14 protein-coding genes are annotated in these 16883 nt (G+C 49.4%); 2 read left to right on the top strand and 12 right to left on the bottom strand.

Annotation, left to right across the window (positions count from 1 at the left end):
• Positions 1-32: 32 nt before the first annotated feature.
• The 4 genes from I2G40_RS09095 to I2G40_RS09110 all read right to left on the bottom strand — a co-directional run bounded on the left by I2G40_RS09095 (position 33) and on the right by I2G40_RS09110 (position 6327).
• A complete protein-coding gene (locus tag I2G40_RS09095; RefSeq protein WP_195544869.1) occupies positions 33-1769 on the bottom strand; it encodes a DUF4118 domain-containing protein in 1737 nt (578 codons plus the stop codon).
• Between the two features lie 345 nt (positions 1770-2114).
• Entirely contained in the window at positions 2115-2783 is a 669-nt protein-coding gene (locus tag I2G40_RS09100) for an RloB family protein (RefSeq protein ID WP_195544870.1), read from the bottom strand.
• 1 nt (position 2784) lies between these two features.
• A complete protein-coding gene (locus I2G40_RS09105) occupies positions 2785-4002 on the bottom strand; it encodes an AAA family ATPase (protein ID WP_195544871.1) in 1218 nt (405 codons plus the stop codon).
• A gap of 1362 nt (positions 4003-5364) precedes the next feature.
• Positions 5365-6327, bottom strand: a complete 963-nt coding sequence (locus I2G40_RS09110; RefSeq protein ID WP_195544872.1) for an Abi family protein — start codon at positions 6325-6327, stop codon at positions 5365-5367.
• Positions 6328-6643: 316 nt separating this feature from the next.
• On the opposite strand from I2G40_RS09110, the gene I2G40_RS09115 reads away from it, so the two are divergent.
• The gene (locus I2G40_RS09115; RefSeq protein WP_033121501.1) at positions 6644-6892 is read left to right on the top strand and encodes a DUF6061 family protein; all 249 of its coding nucleotides are present in this window, start codon (positions 6644-6646) and stop codon (positions 6890-6892) included.
• Between the two features lie 49 nt (positions 6893-6941).
• Here I2G40_RS09115 and I2G40_RS09120 read toward each other — a convergent pair whose 3' ends face one another.
• The 7 genes from I2G40_RS09120 to I2G40_RS09150 all read right to left on the bottom strand — a co-directional run bounded on the left by I2G40_RS09120 (position 6942) and on the right by I2G40_RS09150 (position 14730).
• Positions 6942-7967 (bottom strand): sensor histidine kinase, encoded by a 1026-nt coding sequence (locus I2G40_RS09120; RefSeq protein WP_055228679.1) that lies wholly within the window; start codon positions 7965-7967, stop codon positions 6942-6944.
• Positions 7964-8623, bottom strand: a complete 660-nt coding sequence (locus I2G40_RS09790; protein WP_324252601.1) for a response regulator transcription factor — start codon at positions 8621-8623, stop codon at positions 7964-7966. Before I2G40_RS09790 ends, I2G40_RS09120 begins: the two co-directional genes overlap by 4 nt.
• A gap of 36 nt (positions 8624-8659) precedes the next feature.
• Positions 8660-10732 (bottom strand): FtsX-like permease family protein, encoded by a 2073-nt coding sequence (locus I2G40_RS09130; protein ID WP_195544873.1) that lies wholly within the window; start codon positions 10730-10732, stop codon positions 8660-8662.
• Positions 10722-11489, bottom strand: a complete 768-nt coding sequence (locus I2G40_RS09135) for an ABC transporter ATP-binding protein (RefSeq protein ID WP_110442442.1) — start codon at positions 11487-11489, stop codon at positions 10722-10724. Before I2G40_RS09135 ends, I2G40_RS09130 begins: the two co-directional genes overlap by 11 nt.
• A 77-nt stretch (positions 11490-11566) precedes the next feature.
• Positions 11567-12754, bottom strand: a complete 1188-nt coding sequence (locus I2G40_RS09140; RefSeq protein WP_229090744.1) for a sigma-70 family RNA polymerase sigma factor — start codon at positions 12752-12754, stop codon at positions 11567-11569.
• Between the two features lie 35 nt (positions 12755-12789).
• A complete protein-coding gene (locus I2G40_RS09145) occupies positions 12790-13257 on the bottom strand; it encodes a hypothetical protein (RefSeq protein WP_229090745.1) in 468 nt (155 codons plus the stop codon).
• A gap of 111 nt (positions 13258-13368) precedes the next feature.
• Entirely contained in the window at positions 13369-14730 is a 1362-nt protein-coding gene (locus tag I2G40_RS09150; protein WP_195544874.1) for a hypothetical protein, read from the bottom strand.
• A 352-nt stretch (positions 14731-15082) separates the two neighbouring features.
• On the opposite strand from I2G40_RS09150, the gene I2G40_RS09155 reads away from it, so the two are divergent.
• Entirely contained in the window at positions 15083-15553 is a 471-nt protein-coding gene (locus tag I2G40_RS09155; protein WP_195544875.1) for a hypothetical protein, read from the top strand.
• 455 nt (positions 15554-16008) lie between these two features.
• Here I2G40_RS09155 and I2G40_RS09160 read toward each other — a convergent pair.
• Positions 16009-16883: hypothetical protein (locus I2G40_RS09160; RefSeq protein ID WP_229090746.1), on the bottom strand; the 875-nt coding region annotated here is incomplete at its 5' end.

Here is a 16883-nt window from a genome sequence, read left to right on the forward strand (position 1 = left end):
GCAAATTCAAATTGCTCCCGGGCATTATCGTCCTAAATCGGAAAAAAGCTATATGTCAATTTTGGTCTAACAGAGCCTTGATAATAGAGGGTCATTTGGTTTTCGGCCGCGCTACGCACAAAGATCAACACGGCGGGTGCCCCGTCGCGCTCGATCGTGTATCCAAACATGGGAAGCCCCGGCGTCAGCTCGCGGTTCACCCACAGGTTCGAACGACCCCCGTCGCCCAAAAGAGGTGCAAGCTGCTCAAGCGTGAGCGAGCGTGCGGCATCTTCGGCAATCGCGGGACTTGCAGCCACTAGGCGTGCAAATGCCCCGCCCGAAACATGGTAGATCGCCACGGAATCGTTCTCGAGGATCTCGCCCAAAAGCTCGCAGCACTTGCGATAGATGTCGCGTGGGTTGAGCATGTCGAGCTCCTGCGTCACCGCAAAGATCTTGCCAAAGCTGTCGTGGCGACCTACGATCTGGCGCCTGTACGCGCGCTTATCCTCGATCGCGTCGTGGTAGAGCTGCGTAAGGAACGTATTGCGGTTGCGCACGAGCTCGTTTTGATCGCGCTCCGCCCTAATGGCTTCGCTGTTGCGCAGCTGCACATAGCCGCACACGGCACCCACAACAAAGTACGCAATAAACGGCAGCCAGTTAGACGGCTCATAGAACAGACCCTGGAAGGTATAGCCGTACTGAGTAAAATAGCTGGCTGCCAAACCCACCGACGCCAGCAGCGCCGCAACCAGGCCAAAGTCCAAGCCATACAGCGTGCCGATCAGCACCACGTAGAGCAGGCGATAATCGAGCACGTTGAGCTGGGCCGATTGTGAGAACAGATGCTCCAGCACCTCGAACAGAACCCAGGCAACGCCCGTCTCCAGGCATTTGATGGGCAGCGAGTGCATCTGGATGCGGTCGATGGCGGCGCGTAAGGGGTTGACCTTCTTTGCGCGGCCAGCATCCCAACGCGCTTGAATGGTCGAAAGATCGCGCAGCAAGTCGTAGCGCTGAAACCAACCATAGCGCACGCGAGCGAAGTCGCTGGCGGGCAGGGCGTAGCCGGCAGAATCGCCATAGGCAACTGAGAGCCCTGGGAACAGCGCCTGAAGAGCCTCGCCCACTTCACCCGCCGTGTGATGGAAGGCATCGGCAACGTCGAGCGTCTCAAAGGAGGCGCCCCAGCTGTCGAAGATACGGCGTACCAGCACCGCAAGCTCCTCGGCACACAGCAGGGGAAACGCCGCATCTTGCGCGCCCTGCAGAGCGACCGACCCGGTTGAGCACGCGTCGAACAGCGGCACCAAAAACGGATCTTCCAGCGCGGCAGACGCGGTGTACAGGAACGGCACGCGCAGGATCTTGGTCTGAACGCCCTCGCGAGCAGCGTAGTAGCGGCACAGGTCGTTGGCCGCGTGCGCGATAATACCCTTGCCCGTTCGCCCCGCGGCATCGGCGGCGCCCTCGGCACCTGCGGGCCCTGCTATATACAACAGCTGGATCCGGCTACCCATGCACGCGCGAAAGACCGAGCGCAGCAGCTCAATATCGCCCACGCTATCGACATGCGGGGTAAGGTAATTGGAAAGGTAGACCACGCGGTCGAACTCGTAGGCCTGCTCCAGATGTTGCAGAAGCTCTTTCCACGAGGCATGGGGCGATGACTCGTCGCGGCGCGTGTCCTGCGCGGCTACGACCTGCACATGGTCCCCGGGGAACGCCTTGGCACAAAAATCATCGTCAACATATGCGGTGTTGCCAACAACCAGCACTTCCATGGCGCACCCCTCCCCTAAAATCCACTTTTGTCATAGTCAAACATGCGTATTTTACGCTGTCAACGCGAGCCAAGGCGCCTTTAAGGCTGTTTTAAGAACTTTTTTAGGGGATGTGGGGACATCGAGAGTGCTAAATGAGCACCCAATCCAGAAGTGCGGTGAAAAACCGAGATCTGTCAAACAGGCCCCTGTTTTGAGCATCCGCGACCTGCAGTTTTGTTGGCAAAAATCGGTGTGCGCTCGGCGAGTTTCGATTTTCCCCGCACTTCTCCTACGCACCGGACTCGCAATAGCGCAGTACAATCCGCCAATCGCACTAACCGGAAAGCCAATCCAGCGACTCGCCTAGCCAACCAGATACGGCCCGATTACATCGAAAATTTCGCCCACCTTAGTTGCAGGGTTTTGCGCAGATGGCTTAATGTTACCCAGTTCCCTATGGTACGCGACGAGGCGCCCAGCACGCTGCAATGCTTCGCCTCGCCTATCATCCACTGCCCCAAACATCCCGTCCAGGTTCTTGCGGTACTCGATGCCCAAGTTCTTCGACATCTCCTGCGCGAGGGCATGCTGGCAGTCGGATGCGGACATATGCGAGGTCGTGTAGCGAAAGTGCAGAAGCGGCCACAGCTCGAAGCAGGGGTTGGACCACAACGCGTGGAAGGTCCTCGAACCATCAGAGAGCTCGTTGCACTTGCACTCCATCGCGTCAAAGTCGGACGCAGGGAAGTCATCCTTGTCATACACGAGCCACACGTGATCGAACGTCTCGGGCGCATAGCGGCAGTGTTCGACGGCGAAGTCAAGCAGGTCAAGCGTGTGTTTGCCGGTCCCCTTAACGACAATGGCAACCTTGCGCTCGTTCGCCGAGCCCAACGCCGCACGCACACCCTCAAAGTAGCGAGGCTCGGTCTCCTTGCCCTCGCTCACCACGAGATGACGCGTCATCTGAACCATGCGCGAGCGGCCCTCGCGCTTGCCGCTACGCCAGCCCTTCGACTTCTTCGCCACCATGCTAATCCCACTCCTCGATGCGGGTGAGATACGGATCGGCGCCGTAGCGACCGGACAGGTATTGCTTGTCGAAAGCCGCGTTCTTGCTAACCAAGTTGCCGTTAGCCTCGTGGATATCGGCGAGCGACCACAGCTGACTCGCCTCCCCCTCGCCGCGCGCAGCGAACCATATCTCGTCACGGCGGAACACATCGTTTCGCATTGTTGACACATCCTGGGACGAGAAGATGAGCTGCGCGCCACTCTTGTTAACCTCAGGATCCTTAAACAGCAGAATCACATAGCGGAGAAGCTTCGGATGCAGTTTGGCGTCGAGCTCGTCTACCACAACGGTGCCACCACGCTCAAGCGCTATCATCAGATACGCAGCCAACCCCATGAGCTTCTGGGTTCCGGCAGATTCCTCGGATAAACGCAGTTCGTACGCCTTGCCGCCCACCTCGTGCCTCACGAAGACGCGCTTGCCGCGCCACTCCGGCGCCCTCTCCACTCTGAAGCCATCAATACGCACATCAACGGCGCGCAAAAAACGCGTGACCTCGCGCGAGTCGCCCTCGTCGAGCATTTGCTCGAGCATCCGCTCCAGATAGGAACTGTTATAGTTCAGAAACACTGCGTCGAGAAACCAGCTGGCCGCCTCCTGGACCACCGGCGCATCGAAGTTGATGCAGAGGAACGACAGGTACGGCAAACTAGGGTTGAACTTCGCTGCCGTCACAAGCTTGCGCAGCGTGGGACCGAGCGAAACCTCTGTACCCTCGCGCTCGAACAGCATCGCCGTGCGCGAAGCCCCCAATTTGCGCCGCCACAGCCCTTCGGACACAATCTCATCGGCGTGTACTGACAGAACATAGCGATACTCATGCTCACCCGCGCGGTAGTAGAGCTCGAACTCGGTGGGCTCGGCAACAGACACGTCATCGAACCCGAACGCAGAACAACGGGGTATCGAAGGACGATCACCCTCTGGCGCATCAGCGCTGGCAGACAGTAATCTGATCGGTCTGGCCACCGCCGAACGAACGTAATCGAGAGCCTCGAGCAGGTTAGATTTACCGCCGGCGTTGGGCCCGTACACCGCAGCCACCGGAAGGAAACTCTGCCCGTCTGGACACTCGATGAGGGAACGCTCAAACTCCTTCATCGGCGTCGCTTGCATGGAAAGCTCCGCTTCGTCGCGATAGGACCGATAATTCTTAAAAGTGAACTGGCAAAGCATGGCACTCAACATTCCTTTCATTGTTTTAAAAAGGTATATCAGAGTTTTTCTTTGATTATAGACTTTATATATAGTCAAGCAAGGGTTTGTAACACTCAAGGAAAGGGAATCAAGGGGATAAAACCGGAAGTATGCGGCAAATATCAAACATGCCGAGCACACACGAAGCGACAACGCAACTACTTGCGGTTTCTTTACTCGAATAGGCGGTGTGCTCAGGGGCTACGGGATTTGCCGCATACTTCCGCGAAATGCCATCCGGAAGTGCGGGGAAAATCCGAGATCTGCCGACCAGGCCCCGGTTTTGGCCTTCAGCGACCTGCGGTTTTGTTCTCAAAAAGGCATTGTGCTCTGCGGTTTTCGATTTTTCCCCGCACTTCCGGAAAACGAGGCCCTGTATCGCGTGTTCCAGCGACAATGGCGGCATCCGCGACAGCATCCAGGCGCCGCTGAAACGTTAAAGGGCCATTGCCGGAATACCGAGCAACGACCCTTCTTTGTCATCGCCTCACGTAGAGTCCGCGACGCTTCACTGAGAGAATCTTACCGTAATGATCAACAACCCAACAGGGCAATGATCAGGAATACGGTTGGTCGGCCCCAAATTCCATCTAAATTAAACTAGGGGATGCCCTCCGTTAGGAAGGAACCCCCTTGCAAAACAATGGTCTATAGCAGGCCTTCGTTTTTTATTTAGAACATCATACCGCAGCATCTCTTTTTCGAAGAGCGGTTGAACACAAATAGATTGAGAACATTAATCGCCGCAGGCACGCCTACAAGAGAACAAGCGACCGTTGTTCCTCTACTTCGAGGTCTTTACCCTTAAAGACCTCTCCGGGATGATTCTGGCCAGCAGGGCGATCCATTAGAAGCGTCTTTAGTGTACGGAATGAGCATCTACGCCTACTAGTTCTTGCCTATCTACTACATGTTCACAGCGCAAGAGAGCGACATCGTTGACAACGCTATCGCGATTACCAGGCAAATGATCGATGAGTTCAGGAACGTCGAAGGCTGCATCGGCATCGTGAGGCATGTCCGCCTTGAGCGGTTACCAAATCGAAAGATCAATTCTGGAAATGGCATTTCCCAGCACGGCCCCGTCTTTTCGACACTGTGCTCTAAGCGTAACTGGCGAGGTATTCCAAGGCATCCAGTACAACCTCATTATCAAAACGACTAAACTCGCGTCATTACACGCATGAAAAAAGGGCAACACTCTCTTGTCGAAAGCGTCACCCTTAAAGCTCCCGAAGAGCTTTTGTATTGCAGCTAGCTATGCTACACCATCTCGAGGAGATGGTGTAGCATAGCTAGCTCGACTACCACAAAAACATCATCTCAGATGGTACATGAAGCTCAGGCTATCGGGTACCACGCATCAATCATGCCTTTGAAAAAGCTAAAAGAAGATTTAACGGGATCATTTTTATCGTAATAGTGGGCATTCCGATACATGCGATTGACAGACTGGTGAAGCTGGACGCCCTTGGCCGCAACAACGCCAGGAGACGCAATCAGATGATGCAAATAAAGAGTCGTCGCAATTTGCTGAATCCTATCATTACTCAACTTCGTTGAAAGAGTGATATCCGAATAGCCAACAGCTCGCAAAGCGTTTTTAACATTTCGGCTGATCTCATGAGAAGGAGTTCCTCCCTTAAGGTCGTCGATAATGCAATTATTATGTCCGCAGGCGTTACGAAGAGCTTTGACGCTTTGAAGTTGGTAATAGCGGCTTTTCAACTTTTTATCTCGATCTTTGTTTGCGATAAATAAAAGAAAATGATTAAAGGTGCCAAAAGGGATAAGCTCAACAAATGCCCAAACTGGATAGCGATAACCAGGGTAATCAGCAATTATTTGGTTTGTATAGCACCCTTTTGCACCTCGGTCGATTTCCGATTTAACAGAATTAACCGTTTTCCCATTTTCCAGCTTTCGATTATTAGAAGCGATGTACTTCTCGACAACCGAATACCCGTCTTCTCGATGCGCTTCCAAGTACCTCAGCAACTGAAGTTTTGAAAAATGCTCAACATCAATTGAAATCGAAAGGAGTACCTGACGAAATTCATAATCGATGATCGCAAGATCGCGAAGCATTCCAAAATCCAAGTCGATGAAGAGGCCGTCGTTCAGACCACCCGCGTACTTTGGAAACCCCTTTCGGAATAGATTGATGCGAAAGAAATTATTATTCGCCTTTAGATACCGTTCAGCAGCATCCTTCGAAGTGAGCTCGAATTTAATGCCCTCCGATTCAAGATGCTGAACTTGCTGAGCAGGGGTCAGCCATGGCTTAGGGCGAAATTCATCCATGCAGCCTCCTGCACATCTACAAGTCATTTAATAGTTTGACCATTGTACAGCTTGACGACCTTATAGCGTCTATATGCCGCATGAACGATAGGCATCAGAGACTTGATCCCTATTACGAAAAACTCTTGGCCAGAGTCTTCCCGATGATCGAGAAACAAATCCTTGTAGCCGTTGGCTTAACAGTGATAAGGAACTAATTTACTTATCAACTGTTAGCTGACGGTTTCCGGGGTGCATACGGACAAATCCCGTCTGATTTCTAACAGAAAGTCAGACGGGATTTTCGCTTTATATTACGAATTATGGAGGACATACCATGAAAACCTTAATATCTTGTGCCTACAATATGGATAATTGCTGTGTGGAAGTGAAATTCAGCGACGGCAGTATGATTGCGATTGACACTATCGTCGTTGAGAACGAGATTGCTGACAATATGTATCAGCGGTCAGAGCTGGATTATTTGATCTACAACGCTCCTTTGGAGTATGCAGACCTTATCTTGAACGGCGATCCCGAAACCTATTTGAAAACTGTAACAGAATACAAGCCTTGGGATAGCTGACAACACGCTGCCCGCAGGAGAAAATCCTGCGGGCGTTTTTCTGTTTATATTATTTCCCTCCGTTGGATCTCAATTTAGGAAAGAAGATGACAATCTTGAAGCTCTTTCCCCACTGGGAAGCTGCTTCCAGATGAAGATTTAGATCGTCGGCCATCTTCTTAACCAGGTAAAGTCCCATACCGGTAGCCTTCTTTCTGCTGTCAGTAGAATCCCCGGTAAAGCCCTTTTGAAAAATGTACGGCAGATTATATTTTTTTACGCCAATGCCGTTATCTTCAACAGAAAGGATATCTGCAGTCTCCGAATGTATCACGGAAATTGTAAGCATGGGACTATCGCTGCTATATTTGATGGCATTGCTAACGATTTGTCCCAACATAAACTGAAGTCCTCTACGGTCTGTATAGACTGTTTCAGATTGCAGTTTGTTGAGAATGACAAAATGCTTCTCTTCAAGAAGTGGGGCATAGTCCTCCAGAACTTCACCCAAGCAGTCATTCAAATTGACATCCTCAAATCGGTAATCCTTTGTACTGCTCTTCAACCGGGCATAGTACAGCATCTGCGTGACATCCTCCTGAAGCTGACTGCGGACATAATCCAGCTTTGCTTGCAGGGAAGGAGAGATTTCATCGTTCCGGTTATCCAAGAGCATGGTCAGCAACGATAGGGGCGTTTTCGCTTCATGTGCCCAGCCCTCCACGTATTCTTCATAGTCCCGTAGGGCATCCGCCATATTGTTACTCTCGTTTTTGTATTCCCGTAAAACCGAAGCCAAAAATCGGACAGATTCTCCTTCTTTCTGACTAATGGCACTGAGCAGCCGTTCTTCATTGCAGATGGTAGGATCACTGAGGAAATCTCGGAACAGTTCCATGTGGGTGTTCTCCCTCTTGTTTAGTACAAACAGAATCGCTGAAAACAAAAGGATGCTCGTCAGAACTACTAACCCGATCAAGGTTTGAAATACCTGAATGTCAGAAATCCAAAGAATGACAGCGCAAAAGCAATCCACGCCCAGCAGCAACAGAAGCCAGGGGTAGTACCGTTCTATCATGTGCCAAAGCTGCTTCATAGAGACACCTCCGCTTCCAAACGGTAGCCCATTCCTCGAACTGCAACGATTCGCTGCTTCATTTCAAGGGCGGACATCGTTTTTTTCAGCCGGGTTAGGTTAACCTGCAAGGCATTTTCATCTATGTATTCCGTGGTTCCCCATAGTGCCATGCAAAGCTGCTCCGTCGTGACCAGAGCATCGCCGCCGGACAAAAGAGCGACCAACAGTTTTCCCTGATTTTTTGGAAGCACCACAGAGGTATTATGAATATAAAGCGTGTAGGTCTGCTGGTCTAACAGGAAATCTGGTCCCTCTATGAGATTGGTACGGCCTTCATACCTTTTGAGAATATTGGATACCCTGGCAAGAAGTCGATCTTTTCTGCACGGCTTCGTCAAATATTCATCGGCACCCAACTGGAACGCTTGCAGTTCATCCTTTACCTGATCTCTGGAAGTCAGCACCAGGACGGGGATAGCAGTTTTATTCTTTAGCTCCTGGCAGATTTGAAAGCCACTGATCTCCGGCAAGTTCAGGTCTAAGATCACAAGGTCAGGGCGGAGGGCTGCCAAGAGCCGAGCGGCATCTTCAAACTCGGTAATTGCCTCCACAAGATAGCCGTCCTTTTGGAGCATATCGCAGAGTTCTTCCCGCATATAGACTTCATCTTCCACAACAGCAATTCTTTCATGACAGCACCTCCTTCCAAATTATTCTTCTCTCTGCGGCTGCATCAGTGTCAGCAAATACCGATCACTGGAGCGCTTGACCACTCTCATATAAATATATTCTATCACGCAAAGTAGTAAAATCATAGCAGCAGATACAAGCAGCATTTCAGACACTGTCCCACGGGTTCGGGACGAGAGTATCCCTGTAAATAACGCCCTGACTCCAAACAGACTGCTGACAGCCGCAACCAATACAGGAAGTCCCATAAACCAGGTAATTTGCTTTCCAGCAGACTGGCAAAGGGTTTCGTAAGTAGCTCCCAGGCGGATCAGGGTCTGGTATCTGCGCCCGGTTTTCTGCTGGCTCATCAGGAACTGAACACCCACAATGGTGTTGGCAACCACCAGGAACACAATCGCCAGATAGAGGGTAATATAGATGGATGCTACGGTGTAGAAAAGCTGGCGGCCCATATTCTGAGGATAGCTTTCATATTCGATACCTATTTTGTCCAGCTTCTCGTTCAGATCAGAATAGGCAGTCATAAGGCTATTTCCATTCAGAGCTTGCTCACTGAGCACCGCATTGACATAGGTATCATACATTCCCTGACTATAATATAGGAATGCTTCATCCGGAAGAATCAATGCAAAGGACAAGGTTATAGAACGGTCCGTGACCAAATTCACAGACTGAACCTCTCCTGTAAGATGAATCGGACTACCATCCAGTTCCACCTTGGGCTGCCCGGCCAATACTTGGTTCAGCATTGCGGTACGGCTTGCCGTAGTAAACTCTGTATCAATATAGACAGTGGCCTCCTTTTCGCCTAATTGGAGAGCCGGATTGCCGGACAATTCCAACAAACGATTATAGTCCGATAAACAAATCAAATATGGGTATGTGGCATAACCAAGATTGTTCAGAAGGACATCCCGGTCTTCCGACTGGGGCAGGCTCCGAAGAGAGTCCATAACAGCGTCCATGCTGTAGGCATTATCATAATCTTCTGTGGTGCGAATACGCCCAACCCTCATTTCAAAAAGCTCTGAAAATTGATTTTCCAAACTGTTTTCTTTCAGGACTGCCTTTATATTCGGAAGAACCTGCGATGAATCTTCTGCAGTATGATCTTCAAAAGTATAGTCGATTACATGGCCAGAAGACAGGCTATTCGTTCCTGCAATTCCTACGCCCGCACCAAAACAACACAGCGCCGCCAGAATCAGCAGGGAGCTGATGGCCATGGAGTTTGACTGATGAATGACATTCTCCTGAATCTGCCGGAAGGTAAATACATGAAGCTGCTTATTTCCTTTTCCTTTCTTAACAATCAAAGCAATCAGCGCACGCATCCCATAGAAAAGCAGCATCGTACCAACTATGCCCAACAGCAAAGTCAGTCCCATCATACTTACCTTTGTCCATGCAATTCCCTGAATCGCCATGTAGTAAGCCACTGCCAACATCACACTTCCGCATATAGCAGCCAGTCCATAGATAACAGATGGCATTTGCTTTTTGGGGCGGTTCGTTGGCTGGGATAGCAAAGTACCGATCTCCTGGCGGCTGATTCGTCCACTCAAAATCAGAAGTGCCGTCAGCTTAATTGCCAGAAATCCTGCCAGCGTCCATTCAATCGCAGACCAGGATAAAGAAAACTGATGACCGATGATCCCCATGCCTACCAGCTTGGCGGTGACAAGACTGACAATTTCTGAAAGCACCACAGCCACAGGTAAGCCTATGAGCATGGCAAGAATACTGGTCAGGCAATCTTCCGCCAGAAGCATACCAAACAGTTTACTTCTACGCATCCCCAACATTAGATAAACACCAAGCTCATGCCGTCTGCGCTCGAACTGATACTTGCAGGCAAAATAGATCAAAAAGAACAGAATACCGAGGGTCATTCCATAAAACGCAGGAATCAGAAGCAGGAGTTTGTCAACTGCGTCACTCTCCATTTTCTGCAAAAAGAGCATCACATCTTGAGTGGAGATGGAAAGAATCATGTAAAAGGCAACAATAGAAATCACCAGGGAGCTGAAAAACAGACCGTTTTCCTTTCGGCTGCGGCGGCTGTTCCGAAGAATGAGATTAGAGAACATTTGCGCTGCCCCCTCCCAGTTGCGCCATCACCTTCAGGATGCGCCCGTAGAACTCCTGCTGGCTTTCGTCTCCACGCCGAAGCTCATGAAAGATCACGCCATCCTGGATGAACAGGATGCGCTTACAGAAGCTGGCGGCATTGGAATCATGGGTTACCATCAGGATCGTAGCTTGTTCGTCACGATTCAGGCCGGACAGCTTCTCCATAAGACTTCTTGCGTTCTTAGAATCCAGCGCACCCGTCGGTTCATCGGCAAGGATCATTTGGGGATGTAAGATCAGAGCCCTTGCTGCCGCAACACGCTGACGCTGGCCGCCGGACATCTTGGACGGAAACTTATCCAGAACATCAGTGATTTCCAGATAGTCAGCCAACTGCTTCAGCCGCTGGCTGCTTTCTGCTTCGGATACCCCATGCAAGGAAGTCGGGAGCAGGATGTTTTCCCTGCCAGTCAGGTTGTCCAGCAATTCAAAGTTCTGGAATAGATAACCAACTTTTTTGCCACGGTACTCTGCAAGAGCCTTTCCCCTGAGGGATTGCAGAGTATCGCCCTCCACCTGAATGCTTCCGCCGGTGGGCTGAATCACAGTTGCAATACAGTTGAGAAGCGTGGATTTACCGGAACCACTGCTTCCCATAATGCCGAGAAACTCTCCCGGCATCACCTGGAGGGTGATCCCATTCAGTGCATTTGTTTGACTTGGCACATTGCCATAGATTTTTGTTAAATTTTCAATATTCAAAATGGGTTTCATGTGAATACCTCCTATCATTTGTAATAAAATGATAGCATAGGAACACAGCAAATACCACTTACAGTTGTTGTAAGGATTCAGGATATAAGTGGCGGCTCAAGGGGGACGAGCATATATTTTTTAAGAGCATCAGGCGACAATGATAAAATATACCGGATCGCCTCATTGGCAAACCAGTTCGTTTTAATTGTATCCCAATCAGCAAGCCGAATGATTTCTGCTGTGCCGTTCTCAAAATCAACTGACATTTCGCCCCATTCGCCGTCGCAGTCTGCCTGGTATTCGTAGATTGCGGCGGTGATTTTCTTTTTGCGCTTGGTTTTGGATTTCTGTTTCAGCCGGACTGCATGGATAGCACCCTCGGCAACCAAAAACTCCGTCAGCTTGTCCACTGCTTTCCGGTAGGCTCGCTCTGCACCGCTGGCTGTGCTGCCCTCAAACATAACCGCCAGTTCTTCAAAGGTGGGGCGGTTCTTCCATGAGCCAACTCGCCCGCAGGTCATACAGATTGCTAACCGTTTTTCGAGCAAGGTCTGTTCCCGGTAATTCAGCTTCTCAAATGCCCGCTGTACCTTTTCTGCTTGTATGCCGTTCCAGAGGATGTCGGTATAGTTCCAGCTATCGTCAAGGGCTATATCCTCGCCTGTTTCCTCGCCGTCCTCGTCCGTTATATAGAACGGCTGTTGGTTGCGGATTCCACGGACAACTTTCAGATATTCTTCCGCAAGAGCAAGGTCGCAGTTATACTTCTTGGAAAACTGGTTGACCGCATCTTTGGTGTTATGGTACAGCCACGCCATTGATCGCACCATTTTGTAATTGGTCAGAGAGGATACCGACCATTTTTCTTCGCCCATGCGGAAACGGAGCATAGAATCCCAGATGAACGGATAGATGTATGTAGCATACTCCGCACCCTTGGCAGGATCATAGTCCATCAGCTTTTGGAGCATTTGCTCCCGGCAGGAGATCTTTATATCGATAAATCGGTCTGTGTCGTACAGATTGCCGCCGTCCACACTGAGAAAGCCTTTGATGCGCTTGTTGAGCTGCGTTTCGTAGTGGTGCAGAAAGAACGAAAAATATAGCAAATTCTTTTCCCGCAAAGCAGACAGGATATATTCATTCAGACTGTCCACCGCTGGCGGTTCCGGTTCCAGTTGGAAGATGCGCTCTGCCACATAGGGGATGATGCCGTCACCGTGTGGATTAACTTGGTGCTTCGGTATGTATCCGGTCATGTTACACGAAAAATCATTTAGCATAGCGCACCTCCCTTCTAAGTAATCAGCGGGAATAATTAACCATAATTCCAAGTTTGTCTTGCAGCATTTATATTATCCAGAAGAACAGATGCAGGATTTGCCTCGTAATAGTACGTGCTCATATCCAAAATGCCTTCTTCCATTTCACCCCACTCTGCTGTGCGAGAAACAAAGATTCTATTATATACACACCAATCGCATGTGGTGGTGAAAGCAGCAATATCTGCAAAGTCTTTTGGAAATACAATTCTTCTTCCATTTGATGTTGGCTTAAGATAGTTCTCCATTATTTCTTTGAAATTCTTCAGATCATAATCCGTAGCGTTTTCCAAAGCTTTACAGACAATCAATTCTTCGTGCGTGAATTCTGTAAGTGTTTCTAAATGGTTTGCAAGAATTAGACCATAAATAACGCAAACCTTTGGGAACTGGGTCTCTTTTTTGCGTTCGAAATCACCCTCAACAGCTGAACAAAGCCTAATCAGCGCGAAGCCAGGAAGCAAGCTTTCTAGATTTCAAAGATATTCAAATCTATCTTGTTCTGATAAAGAAGCGTACGTCGGGATACTCGCAAGCAAATCAAATTATTATTCAGGCACCAACAATTTTATTCATTAGAACAATTTCACGAGTGCGGCCGTATCCCCAGTATTGAAGTCGATGTTTAGTAGCTCCAACGCCCTCACCAAACGAAGCAAGAAATGGTATTCATCGCAAACATCCTCCAAGGCGATTTTCGGCACATTTCCATGTGCAATATCGTTTCGTAATGTCTGTATATTTCGACCCAAATCACCATCGCACGGATCGACGCTAAGCCGGTCAACACATGCATTACAAACAGCAGGGTCAAGACTTTTGAACGCATGAAGGATGCGGGATTGCAAATTGTCATCATCCCTAATGTAGCTAATACATCTGTCGACCCGTCTTTTTTCATCGGAATTCAGATTGTCCTTAACGCGCTCAAACTCATCAATGACATGGCAAATTTGACTAACAGTCTTTTGGGAATGCTTAACACCTTCAGGAAAATACTCGCCAAACCGTTTCTCAAAATAGGCCGCAAGCTCAATTATCTTCGAATTGGTCAATAGGTTAGAGTCTGCACGAGAAATCGCAAAAGCGGACCGATCTATTTTCCTATCGAGAAACGCTTGAACAAGGATTCCGAAGTTGTCGCCAATATCGCCAGCCCGAATAAAACGATTCCAAGGTTCGTCACGCTCATCAGAAATCCCCGCAGCTACGCCAGAGTGCGATAAATGTCCAATATACTTATATCGGCCCTGTTCAGTTGATGCATACAGCCTTAACTCACAATCAGCATTGGACCTTCCGAGGCAAAAACGCAGTGCGCAGGCAACCGCTTGGTAAAGATATTCGATCCTGCTAGACTCCATGTTCTCAGCAAGCGCCCCGATAAAAGAATAGAATTTTATCGACGACCTGGGGCTCCCCTCCCAACCAGACGAGAAAAAGAACGAAATGCTCCCGTCATCTATCGCAGCGCATCCTCCGGCTAAAGACTTTTCTGAATTGTTGGGTATTATTAACGTTCCGTCTTCGTCGATAAGCTCACGGCCTCGAGGATAAAAGGAGTCGATACAGCTACCAAAGAATCTGATCATTGCCACATCTTCAAAAGAATACCCTGAGGTGAATGACCAGTAATAACAGACTGGGAGAGCAATAGACACGCCATCGATAGCGGCAGACCCACAAACATGGAAACAAATACTGTCAAACCCTGGAAAAGTCTGTCCTGAAATTATTGAGTCAACAATCATCTTTTGCGAAAGCAGGATATTCTTGAGTCCTGAGTCAAACACTTCGGATGGGAGACCGTGCGAAGAAAACAACCGAAGGTTATGACCGTCAAACGAAAACGACATCCCCGTCTGAACGCCCTCGATTTCTTGGGAAATTGAAACGATCTGTCCAACAACATCAACATTGCGGAAATCAGAACTCACTATCAGTTCCTTTCACCCTGTTTATAGACTAATCAGTCTATAACAATAATTTGTTAGCGATAGGTAATTCCAGCCATAGAGGGACTGCGACGAGAATCTTGCTCAAATCAACCTGGCGAAATAGGCGTCCAGCAACTAGTATCGCGTTGGGTGTCTCCTCGACAGTATTCCTTACTAAATTCTTAATATCCTTGCACAGCGACTCCTCGTCGACTGTTACGATAAGCGCAGGCATGGCCTGCGCTCCACAATATGGTTGTCAATTTGTAAAGTAACTTACGTGTCATCAGACGCTTTTCCTAGAACAAGCCGTATTTATATTCGTTAAACCATCAGAAAAAGGAGAACAACCATGACAATAAACTGGAACGGTGCCGAGCTGAATCTCGGATCGCTTGCAGCGCTCGCAGCGATTACTTTTTTAATAAATGCCGCGAGCACGATCCTCGATCGTCTCTTTTGGACAAATGGCCTCAAGGAGAGGATTGGATTGATTAAAGAAATGAGCGAACTTGCAGCCAATGGAATGCTCCCTGAAAAAGTAAGTTCTCAATATATTGAAGATGCAACACAATGGATAGAGTCACATGTCACAAAGAGAAACTTCTTGTCAATGCTAGTCGGAACATTTGTCAGAGGCTCTTTGTTCCTGTACTTTGCAATGGCCGCTGGAGTTTTTCAACTTCTGGACAAGCTAAACAAGGGGGCTAGTTGCTCTGAATTAGCAAACTGGGCCGTTGCTTACCTAATCGGCACGTTCGCAATAGAAGGCTTCCTTGCGACCTTTCGCCCTCTAGTAAAACCGTTATCCAAGCGAAACTAAGAGGACAGTTGCCTCATCCGTCGAAAGCCTCCTGACACGAGTGGATGCTCGAGAGGCCGGACGAGCTGTTCAGGGGGATGCTGCTGGAGCTTTTCGAGCTGCGCTACGGGGGGAGTGTCGACCGTCCTGTGCACGCAGCTCAGAAAGAAGGACTGACACCCGAGGCTCGGCGGCGTGCACGCGGACGCGATTATGGACCGCATCGTCCGCAACGCCGCCTGGCTCGAGATGGGCGACATGAACGTGCGGCAGGCGACGGCGGGAAAGGGGCGGTAGCTCGAGATGGGGACACGTTGGCTAAAACGGGTCGGCCGAGATTGGTCTATCTCGGCCGACTCTATTTGGCTAAATTAATCCGGCGCCAATTCTGGTCACAGAATAATGACCTCCATTCCTCCATTCCTCCGTTCCTCCATGCCGCCATTACGCTGGTAGTGCCAATGAAGTTAACTCCCCTAGTCAACAACAGTCCATTCACTACCCGCAGTGCTCGAAATCATAGAGGAATCACCATTGCATGTGATGATAGCCGACGCGCCTGGAACGTACTTAACCACAAGAACGGAAACGCCTTGCTCTTTAAGCCTAGAGGTGGTTTCGGCTATCTGAGATTTACTCACATCATTCTTGCTACGCAGCTTGACGCTATTAGTATCGTTTTCAAGCAAGCAGGATACAACAGTATCGTAATCGGACCAATAACAGTACTCACCAGAAAGCCATCCAAGCTCAGTGTCACCTATCGATCCAGCCACAGAAACCGTCTTTGGAAGCAACCCGTAGTGCTGCCTTTCTTCAAATTCCAGGACTTCACAAAAGACACGATTGGCGTTGAGTAGCCGTGTTCCACAATAGTCCCCATAAAATGGCGCAAAATGGTTGCGGATAGCTTGCGACAACATCAAGTAGTCGTACGTGTAATAACCCATGAAGATTCGTAGGGCGTCTCCCCCTGCCCCTTCAGAAGAACGACCGAATTCAACAAGAAACTGATCCCACATTCGCTCAATATAGGGAATTGCAAGTTTGACGCTGTCCGTATCAGACAAGGGGGCATCGCTCATCTGCTGCATTATTCCCATAGTTTTTGCCAAATGGAAATGAGCGGCCATACGCTCGATCGTTCGGATAAACTCAGGCCGATTCCCATCCTCTATCGCCATAATTGCGAAGAAAACACTTCTCAACAGAAGATCGCTCGAAAACCGTTTAGGTAGAAGATCCCCATACTCGTGCTCATATGCAAAAAGTTTGGCTCTGTTAGACCAAAATTGACATATAGCTTTTTTCCGATTTAGGACGATAATGCCCGGGAGCAATTTGAATTTGC

The organism is Collinsella aerofaciens, from assembly GCF_015558785.1.
GTDB lineage: Bacteria > Actinomycetota > Coriobacteriia > Coriobacteriales > Coriobacteriaceae > Collinsella > Collinsella aerofaciens_P.